This window comes from Centipeda flueggei ATCC 43531, from assembly GCF_000160695.1.
GTDB lineage: Bacteria > Bacillota > Negativicutes > Selenomonadales > Selenomonadaceae > Centipeda > Centipeda flueggei.
The window spans coordinates 39,867-59,233 of sequence record NZ_GG694010.1 but is presented as its reverse complement, the minus strand read 5'-3'; the positions used below and the strand labels follow the sequence as shown (position 1 = coordinate 59,233).

The window sequence follows — 19,367 nt, the reverse complement described above, 5'->3', positions numbered from 1 at the left end:
AAGATGGTAGTGCCGAATTTATTGGTGCTTCCTTAAGCATGTGAATACATCTCTCAATCGCTTTACAATCCACGCTGAAAAATGGTAAGATGGGCGCGTGGTTTTACCGTGTGGACGGGAGAATCCGTTCGGTATCTTCTAGGAAAAGGATGGTATGCATGATGAATGAGCTTCTCTACAAAATTCCTGCCCATACACCGCGTGAGGAAATTGTCGCCCAGCTGAAAGCGCATCCAGAGGTGCGCTTTGTCTCACTCGTCGGCATCGATATGGCGGGAAATGATACGGATGAGAAGATTCCGGTACAAATTTTTCTCGACGATATCGATGCTTTCTACAATGGTACGGCCGTGCAGACGGACGGCTCCTCGGTTGTTCTGCCGAAGATCGCAACGATCGACAACGCCAAGGTAGATCTCCCCGTCGACCCCTCTGTCAATTGGTTTGTGGACTATAACCCCGAGAGCTCGGATGAGAAGACGGGACTGCCGATCGGCACGCTGCGTATCCCGTCCTTTGTCGTGCATGAGGGAAAGCGTGTCGATCCCCGTGCGGTGCTCACGGATACGCTTGTCTATGTAAAGAAGGAACTGCTGAAGTTCTTCCATGAGAATCCGAAGATCTCCGCAGCACCGAGCCTGAACGGTGCGGACATCGAGGATATCGTATTCACCTCCGCGACGGAGCTTGAGTTCTGGGTCAAGACGCCGCTCGACGACAATGCCTCGATCGAGGAGATGTCGGCGTCGCAGGTGATGAACGAGCAGTATTGGGAGCGGACGCACGGGGCCGTGCGCTCGGCGCTTGAGGAGTGCCTTATCCAGCTCGAAAAATATGGGTTCCACATGGAGATGGGGCATAAAGAGGTCGGCGGAGTGAAGGCGCAGATCGACGATACCGGCCGCATGACCCATGTCTGCGAGCAGATCGAGATCGACTGGAAATATGACGATGCGGTACAGGCGGCGGACAACGAGCTCTTCATCCGTACCTTTGTTCGCGAGATCTTCCGTCTCTATGGGCTTGAGGTGAACTTCAAGGCAAAGCCGCTCATCGGACTGGCGGGAAATGGAGAGCATACCCATCTGAGCCTTGCGGCGGTCACGAAGGACGGAAAACGCCACAATCTCTTTGCGGCAGATGATCAGAATGCACACTATATGAGCGCCGTCGGCTATGGTGCGCTCATGGGGCTTCTGCGCAACTACGAGGTCATCAATCCGTTCGTATCGGCGACCAATGACGCATTTAACCGCCTAAAGCCGGGCTTTGAGGCGCCGGTCTGCATCGTTACGTCCTTTGGCGCGACGCCTGCGATCCCCGCGCGCAACCGCACGGTGCTCGTGAGCCTCATCCGCGATATCAAGAATCCGCTGGCTACGCGCTTTGAGCTGCGTGCGACGAATCCGTACTCGAATACGTACTTTGTCCTCGCCGCTTCCTATCTCGCCATCCTCGACGGCGTTTTGCACACGAAGAGACGTACGGCAGAGGAACTGCTCGACGAGCTCTCTAAGCAGCCGGGCGAGAAGGGGGTCTACCTCGAGACAGACCGCGCCTATCGGAGCGAGGAGGATGTCTTTGAGTACTATACGGCGGAGGAGCGCGATGCGCGCTTTGGTAAGCCGCCTGCGACGGTATGGGAGAACATGCTCGGCTTTGAACACAACGAGAAGAAACTCGCAGTGCTCACAGCCAGCGGGACGCTGACGGCGCGCATCATCGACTCGTTCCGTACCGGTGCCCTTCTGCGCTGGAAGATCGAGCTGATCAGCCGTATTATTCCGGAAAACCGTGATATCGTTCGCCGTATGACGGAGATCAAGAGCGATTTCGTGACGGATCAGGATGCCTATATGTGGAATAAGATTCGTGACCTGCGCGTCTACCTCGCGAAGGATACGATTGACGACAAGGCGCTCTTTACCCTGCTGATCAAGGCACTGAATGACGGCGATGATGCAACGGCATCGGCGCTGCAGCTCGAGATGTACGCGAAGATGGAGGAATTGAAGGGACTCTACGACAGCTATAAGAAGAATATGATCTGATATGAAAAAGGTTCTGCCGCGTATGCGGCAGATTTTTTTGCATAAAAGTCAAAAAAACAAAAATTATATTTGACTTTTTGACTTTATCTGTTATAATAGACACATAAAATAGGAACAGTGGAGGGATACCTATGGAACAGGATAAATATACTGCACGGACGCTGGCTGCGCTCCAATCGGCACAGCAGATTGCGGCGATGCGCTATCACCAGGAAATCACGTCGGCACATGTGCTGCTCGCACTTGCCAAAGAGCCCGAGGGGCTGCTCGCAACGATCTTTGAGGCCTGCAGCGTGGATCTGCCGATGCTCAAGGCTCGTCTGGAGAAGGAGCTCGCCTCCATCCCGAGCGTACACGGCTCGAACCGCCTCGGCATGGGGATGGATATGGTGCGCGTGCTCGGACGTGCCGAGGAGCTCGCAAAGTCCATGAAGGACGATTACGTATCGACGGAGCATCTGCTGCTCGCTATCGTGACGGACGGCAGCGAGGAGGTACAGGCGATTGCACGCGAGTTCGGTCTGACGAAGAGCAGCGTGCAGGATGCCATCCAGAAGAACCGCAAGCAAAACGTGACGAGTGATAACCCAGAGGAGGGCTATCAGTCGCTTGAGAAATATGGGCGCGACCTCACGGCGGCGGCTCGTGCGAACAAACTTGACCCCGTGATCGGCCGCGACGAAGAGATCCGCCGCACAATTGAGATCCTCTCGCGCCGTACCAAGAACAACCCTGTGCTCATCGGTGAGCCGGGCGTCGGCAAAACGGCGATTGTCGAAGGACTGGCACGCCGCATTGTGGCGGGCGATGTTCCCGAGTCACTGAAGAACAAGACACTATACTCTCTTGATATGGGCGCACTGGTTGCGGGGGCAAAATTCCGCGGCGAGTTTGAGGAGCGTCTCAAGGGCGTCCTCAACGAGATCGCAAAGTCCGAGGGGCAGATCCTCCTCTTCATCGACGAGGTGCACACGGTCGTCGGTGCGGGGGCTGCCGAGGGGGCAATGGATGCGGGCAACCTCCTAAAGCCGCTCCTCGCGCGCGGCGAACTTCGCTGCATCGGCGCTACGACACTGAACGAGTACCGCAAGTACATCGAGAAGGATACGGCACTTGAGCGACGTTTCCAGCCCGTCATGGTCGGCGAGCCGACGGTAGAGGACACTATCTCCATCCTGCGCGGCCTGAAGGATCGCTATGAGGTGCATCACGGCGTGCGCATCCGCGACGCAGCACTCGTTGCAGCGGCGACGCTCTCTGACCGCTATATTTCCGATCGATTCCTGCCCGATAAGGCGATTGACCTCGTCGATGAGGCAGCGGCAAAGCTGCGCACGGAGATTGAGTCCATGCCCGCACCGCTCGATGAGATTCGGCGCAAAATCCTCCAGCTCGACATCGAGGAAGAAGCACTGAAGAAAGAGACAGACGAGGACTCGAAGGAAAAGCTTGCGGCACTTGTCACCGAGAAGAAAGAACTTCACGCGGAGGAGCAGAAGCTCCAAGAGAAGTGGGAAGGTGAAAAGCAGGCGATCCTGCGCGTACGTGCCATCAAAAAGGAGATGGACGAGGTGCGCGGCGAGATGGAGGCGGCAGAGCGTGCCCAGAATCTCGCCCGTGCGTCGGAGCTGAAATACGGCAAGATGCCGGAGCTTGAGAAGAAGCTCGCCGACGAGGAAGCGGCACTCGCTGCAAAGGCGGATGGTGAACAGATGCTCAAGGAGGAGGTCGGCGAGGAGGATATTGCCCGCGTTGTCAGCCGCTGGACGGGTATCCCCGTCACGAAGATGATGACGGGCGAGCGCGAGAAGCTACTCCGTCTGGAGGATGTGCTTCATGAGCGCGTTGTCGGACAGGATGAGGCGGTGACCGCCGTCAGCGAGGCGATTCTGCGCGCACGTGCCGGCATCAAAGATCCGAACCGTCCGATCGGCTCGTTTATCTTCCTTGGTCCGACGGGTGTCGGCAAGACAGAGCTCGCCAAGACCCTTGCGGAGTCGCTCTTCGACGATGAGCGGAGCATGATCCGCATCGACATGAGCGAATACATGGAAAAGCACAGTGTTTCACGTCTCATCGGTGCGCCTCCGGGATACGTCGGCTATGACGAGGGCGGTCAGCTCACCGAGGCAGTGCGCCGTCGTCCGTACAGCGTCATTCTGCTCGATGAGATCGAAAAGGCGCATCGCGACGTGTTCAACGTGCTTCTTCAGATCCTCGACGACGGACGCCTGACGGACGGCAAGGGGCGTGTGGTGAACTTCAAGAACACCGTCATCATCATGACGAGCAATCTCGGCTCGCATGAGATCCTCAGCAAGGACTATGCGGAGGCAACGGCGGCAGTGAAGGCACTGCTCAAGGAGTATTTCCGCCCCGAGTTCCTGAACCGCGTCGACGACACCATCGTCTTTAAAGGGCTCACACAGGAGGATGTCAAGCGCATTGCGGCGATCATGCTGAAGTCGCTCAGCAAACGCCTTGAGCGTCAGGTGGACATCGCGCTCGCGTGGACGGATGATGCTCTGGAGGCACTAGCGAAGGAGGGCTTTGATCCTGACTTTGGTGCGCGTCCGCTGCGGCGTCTCCTCACGCATAAGATCGAGACGGCGCTCTCGAAGAAGATCATCGCAGGCGACGTGCGCGGCGGTGACACGGTCGAGCTTGGCTTCGACGGCACGGAGTTTACATTTAAGACGCTGTAAGCGATTTGGGAAGTACCGACGAATTTATCAGTGCTTCCTTAGGACTGCTCTTTTTTGAAGGACAGTCCTTTTTTCGTACCAACGGTTACAGCATTTCTTCACCGTCCTGCGTTATAATTGTCACATCAAGGTGAAAATTATAATTGATATAAAGGGGCTTTCATTATGGAAAAGACACTGGATCTGAAGAAGAGCGTTGCCGAACTGGTGGAGGAGTATCCAGAGGTGCGGGAGATCATGGCGGAGGTCGGATTCAAGGAGATCACCAATCCCATCGCGCTCAACGTGATGGGGCGCATCATGACGATCCCGCGCGGTGCGGCGGTGAAGGGAATTGATCTTGCGAAGGTGATTGCCGCCTTCGAGGAGCACGGCTATACCGTGCTCAGTGACGATGCACAGTCGCGGCAGGGACGTCTGCGCGGCTTTATCGAGCGCCTGTCGGATGGGGAGGAACTGGACTCCGTCCGCAAGGATTTTGTCAAGGAGTTCAGCCATGTCGAGGCGCATGAGATCATGGATGCCGAGCAGTCCCTCATCAAGGAGGGCATGCCAGTCAGTGAGGTGCAGCGTCTCTGTGACGTGCATTCTGCACTCTTTCATGGGACGGCGTCTGCTCCGCCCGCAGGTGCGCTTTCGCATGATGAGATTCACGCGCAGGCAGCATCGGTCGACCCGAATGATATGGACGCACTGCCCGAGGGACATCCGCTGACGATTTTGCGCGCGGAGAATCATGCCCTTGAACAGCTGCTCGATACGATTACGGCGGAGCTGGACGGCGCAAAGCGCATGGAGGTCATGCTGACGCACATGCTTTCCCTCGGCGATCTGCGGATGCACTACATCAAGAAGGAAGAGCTGCTGATGCCGGTGCTCTATGACTACGGTGTCACGGGACCGTCGCAGGTGATGTGGGGCATTGACGATGAGATGAAGCGCGAGCTCAGCATGATCATCAAGGCACTCAAGGCGGATGCAGAGACACTGCCGCTCTATGAGTCGCGCATTCGTGATCTTGTGCAGCGCGTGCGCGAGATGACCTTTAAGGAGGAGCGCATCCTGTTCCCGCTCAGCCTGCGGTATTTTACGCAGATGGAGTGGTACCGCGCCTACCACGATCTCGTGACGATGGGATCGTCCTTCGGCGTCGACCTTCCCGCGTGGCCGGAGGCACAGGCATGGCTCGATCAGGAGGCGGCGCGCGTTGCCGATGCGCCGTCTGGGGGAGCGCTTCAATTTCCAACGGGCACGCTCACAATGGAGCAGCTGACGGCGATCTTCAAGCTCCTGCCCGTCGATATCACCTTCATCGACAAGGACGACGTCGTCCGCTTCTTTACCAACGAGGGGCAGGTCTTCACACGCCCCATGTCCGCGCTTGGGCGTGACGTGATCAACTGCCACCCGCCCGAGATCATTCCCGTCGTGCGCAACCTGATTGCAGACTTCAAGGCGAAGAAGCGCACGCAGATGGTCGTCTATCGCCGCATCCGCGAGCAGCCAATCCGCGTGCAGTATCAGGCAATGTACGACGCGGCCGGTGAGTATCTCGGCACGGTCGAGTTCGTGACCGATCACGCCGAGGCACTCGAGAAATTTTGCCGCTGAAAGATAAGATAAAAGAACCTGTCAAGAAAAATACTTGACAGGTTCTTTGTTTCCCGTTATACTTGCACAAGTATCTCCCATAACAGCCTTCCGCGCCTGCGGGGAAGGGAGACCACGCAGAGCGTGGTGGGAGGGGAGGAACGGATTGGATCAGCTCTACTATCGCGCAAAGCTCTACGATTTCTATGGAGGCCTTCTGACGGGGAAGCAGAGGGAGTGCCTGCATTTACATATTGCAGAGGATTTCTCGCTCGCGGAGATTGGTGAGGAGCTCGGCATCACCCGGCAGGCGGCGCATGACAATATTCGCCGCGCAGAGCGCGCACTGGCGGAGATGGAGGAGACGCTGGGGCTCTTTGCTCGTCAACAGGAGCAGGAGCGGGCGATCGCTGTCGTCTGTGCAAAGCTGCGTGCACTCAGAGAACCGATTGCGTGCACCGATGTATGCCGCATCGCGGATGAATTGGAACAATACACATCACAGGATGATACGAAGGAGGTGGGAGAATGATCTTTGAGAATCTGTCCGACCGCCTGCAAGGGATTTTCAAGAAGCTGCGCAGGCACGGCAAGCTGACCGAGGACGACGTGAACGATGCGATGCGCGAGGTGCGCATGGCGCTGCTGGAAGCGGATGTGAACTTCAAGGTCGTCAAGGATTTCGTGAGGCGTGTCAAGGAGCGTGCCGTCGGGCAGGAGGTGCTCGACACACTCACGGCGGCACAGGCCGTTGTCAAGATCGTTGACGAGGAACTCACCGCACTGATGGGCGGGACGGAGAGCCGCCTCAACATCAGTCCGAACCCGCCGACTGTCATTATGCTCGTCGGCCTCCAAGGCTCGGGTAAGACCACATCGGCGGGCAAGCTCGCGCTCATGCTCAAGAAACAGGGCAAGCGTCCGCTGCTCGTTGCTGACGACATCTATCGTCCCGCTGCCATCAAGCAGCTTGAGGTCATTGGCGGCAAGGTCGATGTGCCCGTCTTTTCGCAGGGGCAGGAGGATGCCGTCGCCATTGCGCGTGCGGCAATCGCACATTCTTCCTCCCACGCCAACGACGTTGTCATCATTGATACGGCGGGGCGCCTGCAGATTGATGAGACGCTCATGCAGGAGCTGCGCGACATCAAGGCGGAAGTAAAGCCGCATGAAATCCTCCTCGTCGTGGATGCCATGACAGGACAGGAAGCAGTGAACGTCGCCGAGGCGTTTGACGCCTCGCTCGGCCTGGACGGCGTTATCATGACGAAGCTGGACGGCGATGCGCGCGGCGGCGCGGCGCTCTCCATCAAGGCGGTGACGGGCTGTCCCCTGAAATTCGTTGGTATGGGTGAAAAGCTCGAGCCGCTCGAGGTCTTCCACCCTGACCGCATGGCGTCGCGTATCCTTGGCATGGGCGACGTGCTCTCCCTCGTGGAGAAGGCACAGGAGAACTTCGATCTCGAGAACGCGAAGAAGATGGAGGAGAAACTCCGCCGCAACGACTTCACGCTCGATGATTTCCTCGACCAGATGCAGCAGGTTAAAAAGCTTGGTTCGCTCAGCAACATCCTCGGCATGATCCCGGGAATGGGCGCCCTGAAGAAGAAACTCGGCGATCAGGAGTTTGACCTCGATGGGAAAGAGATGCGCCGGCTTGAAGCGATCATCCGCGCGATGACGCCGAAGGAGCGCGCAGACATCACGATCATCAACGGCAGTCGGCGCAAGCGCATTGCCGCCGGCAGCGGGACGCGCGTGCAGGACGTCAACAAACTGCTCAAGCAGTTCGGCGAAATGCGCAAGATGATGAAGAAGATGAAGAAAATGAAGGGGAAGGGCGGGATGCCCGCCATGCCGTCCATGGGCGGCATGGGACTCCCCAAGATGCCGTTCTTTAGGTAGTGCGGCAGAGTCCAACGAAAGGTGGTGAAATTATGGCAGTCAAGATTCGTTTGAACCGTATGGGCGCGAAGAAGAATCCCTTCTATCGCATTGTAGTCGCTGATTCGCGTGCACCGCGCGACGGGCGATTCATCGAGATCCTTGGAAATTACGATCCGTCGAAGCAGCCCGCACTCGTCAATATCGACGAGGAGAAGGCGATCGATTGGATGAAGAAGGGCGCACAGCCGACAGACACCGTCAAGAACATTCTGAGCAAGAATGGCACGATGGCGAAGTTCGCTGAGGCAAAGCGTCAGAAGGACTGATGCGTGACGCGCGATTCGATGGGGGGATATCCTCTCCCGCAGAGGACTTCCCGTCGCGTGCGCACACGGCGATGAGGAGAGACGACGCGCATGAAAGAGATAGTCGAGGTTATTGCGAAATCCTTGGTAGATCATCCGGAAGCTGTCGTCGTTGACGAAACACAGGATGATCAGGAGATCATTTTAAGACTTCGTGTGGCGGAGGATGACATGGGAAAGGTCATCGGCAAACAGGGGCGGATCGCAAAGGCGCTTCGCAGTGTTGTCAAGGCCGCTGCCACGAAGGAGAATAAGCGGGCGACAGTCGAGATCGGCTGAGCCGGGCGGAGTGCCGATAAGGTGCACCCCTGTAAAACGGCGGCATATATTCCGTCGTTTTTTCATAAGGAGAGATTAGAGTGGATTCTATTTCAATCAAGGTACCCGTTACCGTTAAGGCGAAGCTGACGGAAAAATTGCGTGCGAAGATGCTCAAGGAGATGGAGGAAGGACTCAGCCGTGCGGAGCTCGAACTCCAGCAGCTTGGCATTCAGGAAAAGCGTGTGATGCAGGAAGCCGAGCAGGGCGAACTCACCCCGCAGGCAATCCAGAACATCAATAACATTCGTCAGGAGCGTCAGCGGCGCATGGACTACGTTGAGGAGACGCGCGCTCATCAGGAGGAATTGCAGAAGTTTGCCGAGGGAGCGGAGATTGTGCAGGGGACACTTGAACGTCAAGTCGAAGCCAAGGTCGGCGACGATATGCGTGAGCTGATGAACGTCGAGATTCTGGTGGAGGATGACAAGATTGTCGCAATCCGTTCCTGATGAGCGCATCGTCATCGGCCGCATCGGCGCACCGCACGGCGTGCGCGGCGATCTGCGCATTATCCCCCTGACGGATTTTCCCGAGCGCTTTGCACAGATGCGGGAGGTGATGGCAGGGGATGAGCTCCTTCATATCACTGCTGTCAAGCCGCAGGGGCGGAATATTCTCATGCATTTTCGGGAATATGATGTGCGTGAAACGGCACAGCGCCTCACGGGACGTGTGCTGACGGTGCCGCGTGCGGAAGCGGCACCGCTTGATGAGGGCGAGTATTATGTGTTCGACATCGTCGGCCTCACGGTGCGCGATGAGGATGGAAATGAACTCGGTACGGTGACGGATGTTCTGCGGACGGGCAGCAACGATGTCTATGCAGTACGGGATGCCGAGGGGCACGAACTCCTTGTACCCGCACTGCGTACCGTGGTGCAGAACATTGACACAGCGGGCGGCTGTATGACCGTGCGCCTGCCGGAATAGCGGACGGAGATGATCTCTGTCCGCGTTTTCTTTGCGCAAATTTCTGTGTCATGCTATAATAGTAAGAACTATGGGAGTACTGATACATTCAGCGATTTCCTAGGTCGCTATTTTTTTCATAAGGGGACGAACTATGCTCACGTGTGTTACGCATTCACCGGAAGAGACAGCGCATTTAGCGGGGACAATCGGCAAAATCATCCGTGAGGGGACGGTCATCTGCCTCGATGGAGAACTCGGCGTAGGCAAGACCCTCTTTGTGCGGGCTCTCGCCCGCACCCTCGGCGTGGAGAGCGATGTGACCAGCCCTACCTTCAACCTTATGAACATCTATGAGGCGGCGTGCCCGATCGTGCACTTTGATCTCTATCGTATCGCTTCCGAGGAGGAGTTGGAGGATATCGGCTTCTTTGAATATGCAGAGGCGACGGAGGGAATTGTGCTGATCGAGTGGGCAGAGAAGTTTCCCAATGCCATCCCCGCAGATCATCTCTCGGTACGGATTGATGCACTCGATGCTGAGAAGCGGAAGTTTACCTTTATTGCCGCTGGGGAAAAGAGCGAGGCACTCTTGGAGGAGTTGAAACGCATTGTTGATCGTGAGCCTTGATACGTCCTCGCAGGTATCGAGCGTGGCGGTGCTCTCTGAGGAGCGTGTCGCCGCCGAGGTGAGTATGCAGGGCGCATTGACGCACTCCGAGACACTCATGCCGCATATCAAGATGGCTCTGCAGATGGCGCGTGCTAAGAAAACGGAACTCGATGGGATTGCCGTCAGTATCGGGCCGGGGTCCTTCACGGGGCTGCGCATTGGTCTTGCGGCGGCAAAGATGATGGCGTACGCACTGAACATCCCCATGATCTGCGTGCCGACACTGGAGGCGCTCGCCTGTCACTATATGGGTTCTGTAGGGCTGCGCATCCTCCCGATGATGGATGCGCAGAAAGGCAACGTCTACGTGCAGGAATTCAGGTGGCGTCCCGAGGGGGAGGACGTGCGCCTTTCTGAGGAGCATCCACTCTCCATCCTGCCGCTGACCGAGGTGCTCGACGCACTCGCGGGAACGGAGCTGCCCGCCGTTCTGCTTGGCGATGCCACGCGGCGGAACGATTTCCCTGCGCTTCCTGCCAATGTCGGGATTGCTCCCCTGCATCTGCGCATGCCGCGTGCGGCGTGTGTGGGGCTGGCAGGACTTGCCAGGCTGCAGCGGGGGGAGACGGACGACCCCGTGACAGCGGTACCGCTCTATCTGCGCCGCAGTGAGGCAGAGGTGCTGTGGGAGCAGCGGCATGGCGGAGCGGCGGCATCATGATCTCCTTTCGTCCGCTTGCTCCGGAGGATGCGGACGCCGTGGCGTGCATTGAGCGAGAGAGCTTTCCGACACCGTGGTCACGCGAGGATTTTTGGCGCGAGGCGTTGAATGACTTTGCCTGCTATATCGCTGCACTTGAGGGCACGGCAGTGATCGGCTTTGCCGGCTGCTGGATCTCCTTTGAGGAAGCACAGGTCACGAATATCGCGCTGACAGCGATGCAGCGAGGCAGGGGCTATGGGCGTCTGCTCATGTGCGCGTTGATGCGCGCGGCAGCGGAGCGCGGCGTCGAGCGTATGACCCTCGAGGTGCGCCCGTCGAATCTGCCCGCCCGCCGCCTTTATGAGGGGCTGGGATTCGTGGAGATCGGTATCCGCAAGGGGTACTATCAGGACAACAACGAAGATGCCATTCTCATGTGGAATACGAAATTAAGGGATACACTGTCTGATGAAAGATGTGCAAGAGAGACTGACGCTCGGGATTGAGACAAGCTGCGATGAGACATCGGCAGCCGTACTTCGTGGGACACGTGAACTCCTGTCCTGCGTAATTTCAACGCAGATACCGATTCATCAGAAATACGGCGGCGTTGTTCCTGAGATTGCTTCGCGCAACCATATCCTGAGCATTCTGCCCGTCGTCCAGCAGGCACTCGACGAGGCGGGAACGGAGCTTGCGGCGATGGATCAGATTGCTGTCACGTATGGCCCTGGACTCGTGGGGGCGCTGCTTGTCGGTGTGTCGGCGGCAAAGGCATTGGCGTTTTCGCTCGACGTGCCGCTCATCGGTGTGAATCATCTCGAGGGACATATCTTTGCGAATTTTCTTGAGACGCCCGACCTTGTGCCGCCCTTTATCGCGCTTGTCGTCTCGGGCGGGCATACGGCACTCGTCGATGTAGCGGACTATGAGACGTTCCGCCTGATGGGCAGTACGCGGGATGATGCGGCAGGCGAGGCCTTTGATAAGGTCGCGCGCGTGCTCGGCCTTCCCTATCCGGGCGGTCCTGAGATCGATCGACTCGCACGTGCGGGGGATCCGCAGGCGATTGACTTTCCGCGTGCGCTCGCGCAGGAGGGCAACTATGAGTTCAGCTTCAGCGGGCTGAAATCCGCCGTGTTGAACTACATCAACGGCCAGCGCATGAAGGGGCGGGAACTCCGCGCAGCAGACATTGCGGCATCGTTTCAGGCCGCCGTCACCGAGGTGCTCGTCCACAAGGCGTTTGAGGCGATTCATGCGGCGGGGCGGGATACCCTTGTCCTTGCCGGCGGCGTTGCGGCAAATGCTGCCCTTGAGCAGCAGCTGCGTGCGCGGGCGGAGCAGGAGGGCATCCGCTATCTCTATCCTTCGCTGCGCCTCTGCACGGATAACGCCGCCATGATTGCCTGCCGCGGTGCCTATCAGGCGGCGGCAGGCAAGTACAGCGATCTCTATCTGAACGCTGTGCCGGGACTGGATTTTACTTGAATTTGTGAGAGCTGATGTGCCATGGTGCATCGGCTCTTTTTGTTTGTCCATAGCCCTTCATGACAAAGGGAAAGGTCTTTTCGTTGCAATGATGAATCCCATTCGTTATAATGAGGTCTATCAGGGGGCGAGAGGGGGCGGTCACATGGAACTAACGGCACGTATGCGGACAATACTGTCTTTGCTTCTTGCCGCGTCCGGCTATGTGACCGCTGAACATATCGCCGCAGAGCTCGGTGTCAGCGCACGCACTGTGACGCGTGAGATGCACGGGATTGAGACGGCGCTGGAACCCTATGGCGTAATGCTCCTTCGCCGCACGGGTGCGGGATTCATGCTCAGTGGGGATGCTGCAGCGCTTGGGCATCTGCGCACGGAGCTCTCTTTGGCGGATGTGCACAGCACACTGACGCCCGATCAGCGGCGTTCCATCCTGATCGCGCGTCTACTCATGGCGGATGGGCCGCTCAAGCTTTTTACTCTAGCGCATCTTCTGCACGTGACCGACAGTACCGTCAGTCACGATCTCGATCGCCTGCAGCCGTGGCTTGCCGCACGGCAGATCACGCTCGTGCGCCGTCCCGGACTCGGCGTCTACGTCGAAGGGGCGGAGCGGGATATCCGCCGCGCACTGGTTCGCATCATCCACGACTATGTGGATGAAAAGGAACTCCTTGCCCTCATCGGGGACGATGCGGCTGAGGAGGGGCCGGCGTACGCGGCGGATCGTGCCCTGCTCGGTCTCGTTGATCCCGCGCAGATCCGCCGCATTGATGATGCTGTTGCAGCGGAGACGCAGGATCGTAACATCCCAGACAGCGCACGCGTCGGGCTTGTCGTCCATCTCGCGCTCGCCGTGCGGCGGCTGCAGCAGGGTGATACGATTGCGATGGATGCGGGGACGCTGGAGGAGCTGCGGCAGACAGAAGAATTTTCTGTGGCAGAGACGATTGCGGCGCGGATGGGGGAGGTATTCTCCATTTCCATCCCTGCAGCGGAGATCGGCTATATCACCATGCATCTGCTCGGTGCACGCGGCATGACGCTCCCCTCGGGGGGCGGGCGCGTGGATAATTTCCGGCTGGTGCAGATTGCGCAGTCGATCATGCGGCGCGCCTCTGAAAAGAGCGGTGCGCCGCTCATGCGCAGCCGTACGCTGCTCACGGGGCTCGTGAATCACCTTGCTCCGGCATTGCATCGTCTGAAACTCCACATGGATATCCGCAATCCTCTGCTCGCGCAGATGGAGGAAGAACATCCGGAGCTCATGGAGATCGCACGGCATGCGATTCCCATGATGGAGGAGGAGGCAGGGATGCCGGTACCCAATGATGAGGTTGCCTATATTGCCATTCACATCGGTGCGGCACTGACGGAGGCGGGCGGGGATCACCCCGCCGCGCGTGTTCTGGTCGCCTGTCCGACAGGGCTTGGGACGAGCCGCCTGCTTGCGAGTCGTCTGCGCCGATCCTACGAGCGGATTCGTGTGGTCGGTGTCGTCTCCTCGCTTGCCCTTACTGCGCAGGAGATCCTGCGGCGTTCAGCGGACTTCGTGGTCTCCACGGTGCCGCTTTCGCCGCTTCCTGTTCCGGTCGTTGTTGTCAGTGTATTTTTGACGGCAGCAGATCGGGCACAGATCGATGCCGTCCTTGCCGGCTGCAGCGTACATCATGCGGATGTGCCGGCGGATCCCGCGCCGCTGCCGTTCCCTGCAGTGATGGCAGAGATTCATCGCCGCAGCGGATTGATCTGCGATCTGCTCACGGACTTTCACCTGCAGGAAAATGTATCGGCGGCGTCCATTGAGCAGCTTGCCAATGCGGCGGCGCATCTTCTCCTCGCAGAGGATGCGGCGGCGAAAGATTTTGCCGACGAACTCCTGCGGCGGGAGCGCATCGCTCCGACGTGGGCTGCGCCGCAGATGATTCTTCTCCATGGGTGTTTTGCACGGCAGGAGAGAGCGCGCTTCGGCGTTATGCATCTTGCGCATCCGCTCCCTTACGGAGGGGGTGCCGTACAGACCGCATTGGTCATGCTCGTGCCGGCGGGAGAGGCGGAGATGGAACGGCAGATACTCGGGCATGTTGCAGCACAGATTGCAGACCGCCCGACGTTTGCCGACATCCTCGCGCGCGGGGATGCGGCGGGGATACGCCGCGAGCTCGAATACGTTTTGGAAGAGCATTTTCGGGAACATCTCGAACAACTCTTGTAAAGAATCACTGATAAATTCAGTGATTCAACAAATAACGGGGCTGAAATGCTCCATATCGTTCTGCTTTTACAAAGGGGGATTTTTATGAGTCAGCAAGGCGGAGGGGCACAGGAGGCCATGCAGAAGTTTGGCCGCTTCCTGTCCGGCATGGTGATGCCGAACATCGGCGCATTTATCGCATGGGGCTTCCTAACGGCACTCTTTATTCCGACGGGCTGGATGCCGAACGAGTATCTGGCACAGGTCGGCGCACCGATGAGCAAGTGGCTCATCCCGCTGCTGATCGGCTACAGCGGCGGTGCAGCAGTCTACGGACACCGCGGCGGTGTCATGGCAGCGATTGCCACATCGGGCATCATCGCGGGCTCGGAGATTCCGATGTTCCTCGGCGCCATGATAATGGGACCTCTGGGCGGCTATCTGATCAAGAAGTTTGACAATGCCGTACGTGACAGCATCCCGGGGGGATTCGAGATGCTCGTCAACAACTTCTCGCTCGGCATCTTCGGCGGCATCCTCGCGATGATCGCCTTTGCTGTGGTCGGCCCCGTGGTCAGCGGCGCAAACAACATCCTGCGCAGCGGCGTGGAGGCGATTGTCGCGGCAGGACTTCTGCCGCTGGCATCCATCATCATTGAGCCCGCAAAGGTGCTCTTCCTCAACAATGCACTGAATCATGGCGTGCTCAGCCCGCTCGGCATTCAGCAGGCACAGGAATACGGCAAGTCCATGTTCTTCCTGCTCGAGGCGAACCCCGGGCCCGGCTTTGGTATTCTGCTTGCCTACTGGATGTTCGGCAAGGGCATGGCTAAGTCGTCCTCGCCGGGAGCCATGATTATCCACGTACTCGGCGGTATTCACGAGATCTACTTCCCGTACATCCTCATGAAGCCGATCCTCATCATCGCCGCGATCGCAGGTGGTATGTCCGGCGTCTTTACGCTTGGCCTCCTCGGCGGCGGCCTGATTGCTCCATCCTCACCGGGATCGATCTTCGCGATTATAGCGATGACTCCGAACACCTCGGCACTCGTTGCAAATCTTTCGGCATTTGCTGTAGCGACGGCGGTGTCCTGCGCGGTTGCTTCTGTCTTTATCAAGATGTCGAAGGACGTCGAAGATGAATCGCTCGAGTCGGCGCGTGAGGATATGGCAGAGCGCAAGAATCGCGGCAAGGAGCTGCCCGCAGAGAAGAAGGTTGCGGGCAAGGATCTGAAGGTCATCGTCTACGCCTGCGATGCGGGCATGGGCTCGTCAGCACTCGGTGCGGCAGCACTGCGCAAGAAACTCAAGAAGGACGGCTATAAGGATATCTCTGTGACGAACTGCGCCATCGGTGCAATCCCGCAGGAAGCACAGCTGGTCATCTCGCATGAAAAACTCGCAGAGCGTGCCCTTGCGGATTCGCCGCAGGCAGAGCATATCTGGGTGCGCGACTTTACGCAGAACAACGTCTATGAGATCGTTACGGCTCGCCTGAAAGAGGCGGCAGTGGAGACCTCTGCACCGGCCTCCGACGCACGGGAAGAGACAGCAGAGACGGTGAGCGCAGATGTTCTGCGTCAGGAAAACGTGAAGATCGGACTCCCGTCGGTCAGCCGCGAGGAAGCAATCACGGCGGCAGGCAAGATGCTCGTTGCGAGCGGCTACGTCGATGAGGGCTATGTACAGGGCATGCTCAACCGCGAGCATGATCTTTCCACCTACATCGGCAAGGGCATTGCCATCCCGCACGGAGAAAACGCAGTCAAGGATACGATCAAGAAGACGGGCATCGTCGTCTGTCAGTATCCCGACGGTGTGAAGTTCGGCGATGAGACGGCATATCTCGTGATCGGCATCGCGGGCGTCGGCAACGATCATCTTGCGATCCTTGCCAATATCGCAACGATGGTCGGCGACTACACGGACGAGCAGCTCGAGCAGCTCTTCAAGACGAAGAGTGCCGATGAACTCTATCACGTCTTTACGAAAGCGGATTGAAAGGACATGACCATGAAACAGGCAATCCATTTCGGCGGCGGCAACATTGGCCGCGGCTTTATCGGGGAACTGCTCGTGCGCTCGGGCTATGAGGTCACCTTCGTCGATGTGGCGGATGCACTGGTGGATGAGATCAATGCGCGCCGCTCTTACGACATCGAGGTGGTCGGCGATACGCCGAAAAAAATCCATGTCGAGCACGTCAAGGCGATCAACAGCAACAAAGATCTTGAGGCACTGCTCGATGCGTTCGTCACGGCGGACATTGTCACCACGGCGATCGGGCCGAATATCCTGAAATTCATTGCGCCGAACATTGCCAAGGGGATTGCGCGGCGCCTTGAAAAGACGGATGCACCGCTGAACATCATCGCGTGTGAGAATATGGTCGGCGGCTCGACGGTGCTGAAGAACTTTGTCTATGAGCATCTCGCTGACGATATCAAGGAGAAAGCCGCGCACTGCATCGGATTCCCTGACGCGGCGGTTGACCGCATCGTGCCGATCCAGCACAACGAGGATCCGCTGCTTGTCAAGGTTGAGCCGTTCTGTGAATGGGACGTCGACCGCACGGGTGTCGTCGGTGCAGAGCCGCAGATCGAGGGGCTGACGTGGGTCGATAACCTCGAAGCCTACATTGAGCGCAAGCTGTTCTCCGTCAATACGGGACATGCTTCCATTGCCTACATGGCATATTTGAAGGGCATCGAGGATATCGCCTCGGCGATGCAGGACGAGGAGATTGTCGCGTTTGTCCGCCGCGTCTGGGCGGAGACGAGTGAACTCCTGATCGAGAAATACGGCTTTGACCGTGAAACGCATGCAGAATACATCCGTACGGCAGAGTCACGGTTCAAGAATCCGCATCTCTCCGATGCTGTGACGCGCGTCGCACGCGGGCCGAAGCGTAAGCTCGGCGCGAAGGATCGCCTCGTCTCGCCCGCCAATCAGCTTGTCGCACGCGGGAAAAAACCCGAGGCGCTTGCGACGGTCATTGCCGCTGCCCTCCATTTTGACTACGCGGAGGATCCTGAGGCGGTCGAGGTGCAGACGTATCTCAAGGAGCACGGCTTCGAGAAGGCGCTCACGCACTTCACGGAGATTCCGGCAGGCTCGGAGCTGTTCAAGTTCGTTACAGAGAAGAATGCAGCGCTGAAAAAGTAAATTCCAAGGAGGGGCTGTTGCACGAAGTTGCAAACTTCGTGCAACAGCCCCTTCTTTGTGCCCCTTCCACCGCTTGCGCGGTCCCCCTTCCCCGTGATAACGGGGAAGGCTTAGGATAACGGCATATTAGGATGGGGGGATATGCAACACCCCCTTTCTCATAGGGATGACGGTACAATCGACGTATCGTCATCCTTTTTTATATTCTGATTCCTGTGTTATAATGAAAGAAGTACTTCTTTTGTGATAGGGAGGATTTACATGAATTACCGTAAATTAGGGAATCTCACGGTCTCATCCGTTGGGCTTGGCTGTATGGGGATGAGCCAGAGCTATGGTGCACCCGCCAACAAGAAGGAGATGCGTGAGCTGATCGCCGCTGCCGTGGATATGGGCATCACGTTCTTTGACACGGCGGAGGTATACGGTACGCCCGATGATCCACATGACAACGAGCGGTTGGTCGGCGCAGCCCTTGCGCCATATCGGGATAAGGTCGTCCTCGCGACGAAGTTCGGGATCCATTTCGATATGAGACTGCTGAAAGAGGGCAAAAGCCCCATCGTCCCCGACGCACGCCCTGCGGTGATCCGCGCATCGGTGGATGCCTCTCTGCAGCGGCTTGGGACAGATCACATCGATCTCTTCTATCAGCATCGCGTCGATCCAAAGATTCCTGCTGAGGAGGTCGCGGGTGTGATGGCAGAGCTGATAAAGGAAGGAAAAATTCTTCACTGGGGGATCTCGGAGGCCTCGGAGGAGGATATTCGCCGTGCGTACGCCGTTTGTCCACTGACTGCCGTGCAGAATCGTTACTCCATGATGGCGCGCACGCATGAGCGGATTTTCCCCGTTCTCGAGGAACTGGGAATCGGCTTTGTCGCGTTTTCGCCCTTTGCCAACGGCGTGCTGACCGGTGCGTATGACAGGACGTCGGCCTTTGCAGAGGGGGATATGCGTGCGCGTATGCCCCAGTTCAGCGCAGCGGCGATGGCGGAGAACGCAGAGCTTCTCGCTCTCCTGCGTACGCTCGCGGAGGAAAAGGAGGCGACGAGCGGACAGATTGCGCTCGCGTGGATGCTCTGTAAAAAGCCATACATTGTGCCGATCCCAGGAACGCGCAAGCGTGCGCGGCTGACGGAGAATGCAGGAGCCGCCGATATCCTGCTTTCGACAGGAGAGGTCGCCGCCATTGATGCGGAGCTTGACGGGATGCCAATGTCTGCCGTCTTTGGAGAAATTCGTATGAAAAAGCAAGGAGGTGTAAGGAAGATCACATAGGCGTGATAAATATTATATATCGTTAAAAATGAGGAGAAGTATTCGGAACGTGACGAGAAGCGTTCGGATACTTCTTTTTCTTCAATAAT

17 protein-coding genes are annotated in these 19,367 nt (G+C 57.8%); all 17 read left to right on the top strand.

Going from position 1 to position 19,367, the window contains the following annotated elements:
- Positions 1-161: 161 nt before the first annotated feature.
- The 17 genes from HMPREF0908_RS09580 (at position 162) to HMPREF0908_RS09500 (ending at position 19,278) form a co-directional block, all read left to right on the top strand.
- Positions 162-2,051, top strand: coding sequence for a type I glutamate--ammonia ligase (locus HMPREF0908_RS09580; RefSeq protein WP_040572742.1), 1,890 nt, complete (start codon positions 162-164; stop codon positions 2,049-2,051).
- Between the two features lie 131 nt (positions 2,052-2,182).
- Positions 2,183-4,756, top strand: coding sequence for an ATP-dependent chaperone ClpB (gene clpB, locus HMPREF0908_RS09575; RefSeq protein WP_006691295.1), 2,574 nt, complete (start codon positions 2,183-2,185; stop codon positions 4,754-4,756).
- A gap of 165 nt (positions 4,757-4,921) precedes the next feature.
- Complete coding sequence (locus HMPREF0908_RS09570) at positions 4,922-6,367, top strand: DUF438 domain-containing protein (RefSeq protein ID WP_006691294.1); 1,446 nt, start codon at positions 4,922-4,924, stop codon at positions 6,365-6,367.
- Between the two features lie 145 nt (positions 6,368-6,512).
- Positions 6,513-6,878, top strand: a complete 366-nt coding sequence (gene ylxM / locus HMPREF0908_RS09565) for a YlxM family DNA-binding protein (RefSeq protein WP_006691293.1) — start codon at positions 6,513-6,515, stop codon at positions 6,876-6,878.
- Complete coding sequence (ffh, locus tag HMPREF0908_RS09560) at positions 6,875-8,251, top strand: signal recognition particle protein (protein WP_006691292.1); 1,377 nt, start codon at positions 6,875-6,877, stop codon at positions 8,249-8,251. The genes ylxM and ffh overlap by 4 nt, the downstream gene beginning before the upstream one ends.
- A gap of 32 nt (positions 8,252-8,283) precedes the next feature.
- A complete protein-coding gene (gene rpsP / locus HMPREF0908_RS09555) occupies positions 8,284-8,559 on the top strand; it encodes a 30S ribosomal protein S16 (protein WP_006691291.1) in 276 nt (91 codons plus the stop codon).
- A 90-nt stretch (positions 8,560-8,649) separates the two neighbouring features.
- A complete protein-coding gene (locus tag HMPREF0908_RS09550; protein WP_006306836.1) occupies positions 8,650-8,877 on the top strand; it encodes a KH domain-containing protein in 228 nt (75 codons plus the stop codon).
- Between the two features lie 80 nt (positions 8,878-8,957).
- Entirely contained in the window at positions 8,958-9,368 is a 411-nt protein-coding gene (locus tag HMPREF0908_RS09545; protein WP_006691290.1) for a YlqD family protein, read from the top strand.
- A complete protein-coding gene (rimM, locus tag HMPREF0908_RS09540) occupies positions 9,340-9,849 on the top strand; it encodes a ribosome maturation factor RimM (RefSeq protein ID WP_006691288.1) in 510 nt (169 codons plus the stop codon). The genes HMPREF0908_RS09545 and rimM overlap by 29 nt, the downstream gene beginning before the upstream one ends.
- Positions 9,850-9,982: 133 nt before the next feature.
- Positions 9,983-10,459 carry a tRNA (adenosine(37)-N6)-threonylcarbamoyltransferase complex ATPase subunit type 1 TsaE gene (tsaE, locus tag HMPREF0908_RS09535; protein WP_006691286.1) on the top strand — a complete coding sequence of 159 codons (477 nt, stop codon included), beginning with the start codon at positions 9,983-9,985 and terminating at the stop codon, positions 10,457-10,459.
- Positions 10,440-11,162: a tRNA (adenosine(37)-N6)-threonylcarbamoyltransferase complex dimerization subunit type 1 TsaB gene (gene tsaB, locus HMPREF0908_RS09530; RefSeq protein WP_040572711.1), complete on the top strand. Its 723-nt coding sequence runs from the start codon at positions 10,440-10,442 to the stop codon at positions 11,160-11,162. Before tsaE ends, tsaB begins: the two co-directional genes overlap by 20 nt.
- A complete protein-coding gene (gene rimI, locus HMPREF0908_RS09525; RefSeq protein ID WP_006691284.1) occupies positions 11,159-11,650 on the top strand; it encodes a ribosomal protein S18-alanine N-acetyltransferase in 492 nt (163 codons plus the stop codon). Before tsaB ends, rimI begins: the two co-directional genes overlap by 4 nt.
- A complete protein-coding gene (tsaD, locus tag HMPREF0908_RS09520) occupies positions 11,613-12,635 on the top strand; it encodes a tRNA (adenosine(37)-N6)-threonylcarbamoyltransferase complex transferase subunit TsaD (protein ID WP_006691283.1) in 1,023 nt (340 codons plus the stop codon). The genes rimI and tsaD overlap by 38 nt, the downstream gene beginning before the upstream one ends.
- A 145-nt stretch (positions 12,636-12,780) precedes the next feature.
- The gene (locus tag HMPREF0908_RS09515) at positions 12,781-14,850 is read left to right on the top strand and encodes a BglG family transcription antiterminator (protein ID WP_040572710.1); all 2,070 of its coding nucleotides are present in this window, start codon (positions 12,781-12,783) and stop codon (positions 14,848-14,850) included.
- 84 nt (positions 14,851-14,934) lie between these two features.
- Positions 14,935-16,833, top strand: a complete 1,899-nt coding sequence (locus HMPREF0908_RS09510; protein ID WP_040572709.1) for a PTS mannitol transporter subunit IICBA — start codon at positions 14,935-14,937, stop codon at positions 16,831-16,833.
- Positions 16,834-16,845: 12 nt separating this feature from the next.
- Complete coding sequence (locus HMPREF0908_RS09505; protein WP_040572708.1) at positions 16,846-17,997, top strand: mannitol-1-phosphate 5-dehydrogenase; 1,152 nt, start codon at positions 16,846-16,848, stop codon at positions 17,995-17,997.
- Between the two features lie 261 nt (positions 17,998-18,258).
- Positions 18,259-19,278, top strand: a complete 1,020-nt coding sequence (locus HMPREF0908_RS09500) for an aldo/keto reductase (protein WP_040572707.1) — start codon at positions 18,259-18,261, stop codon at positions 19,276-19,278.
- Positions 19,279-19,367: the final 89 nt, after the last annotated feature.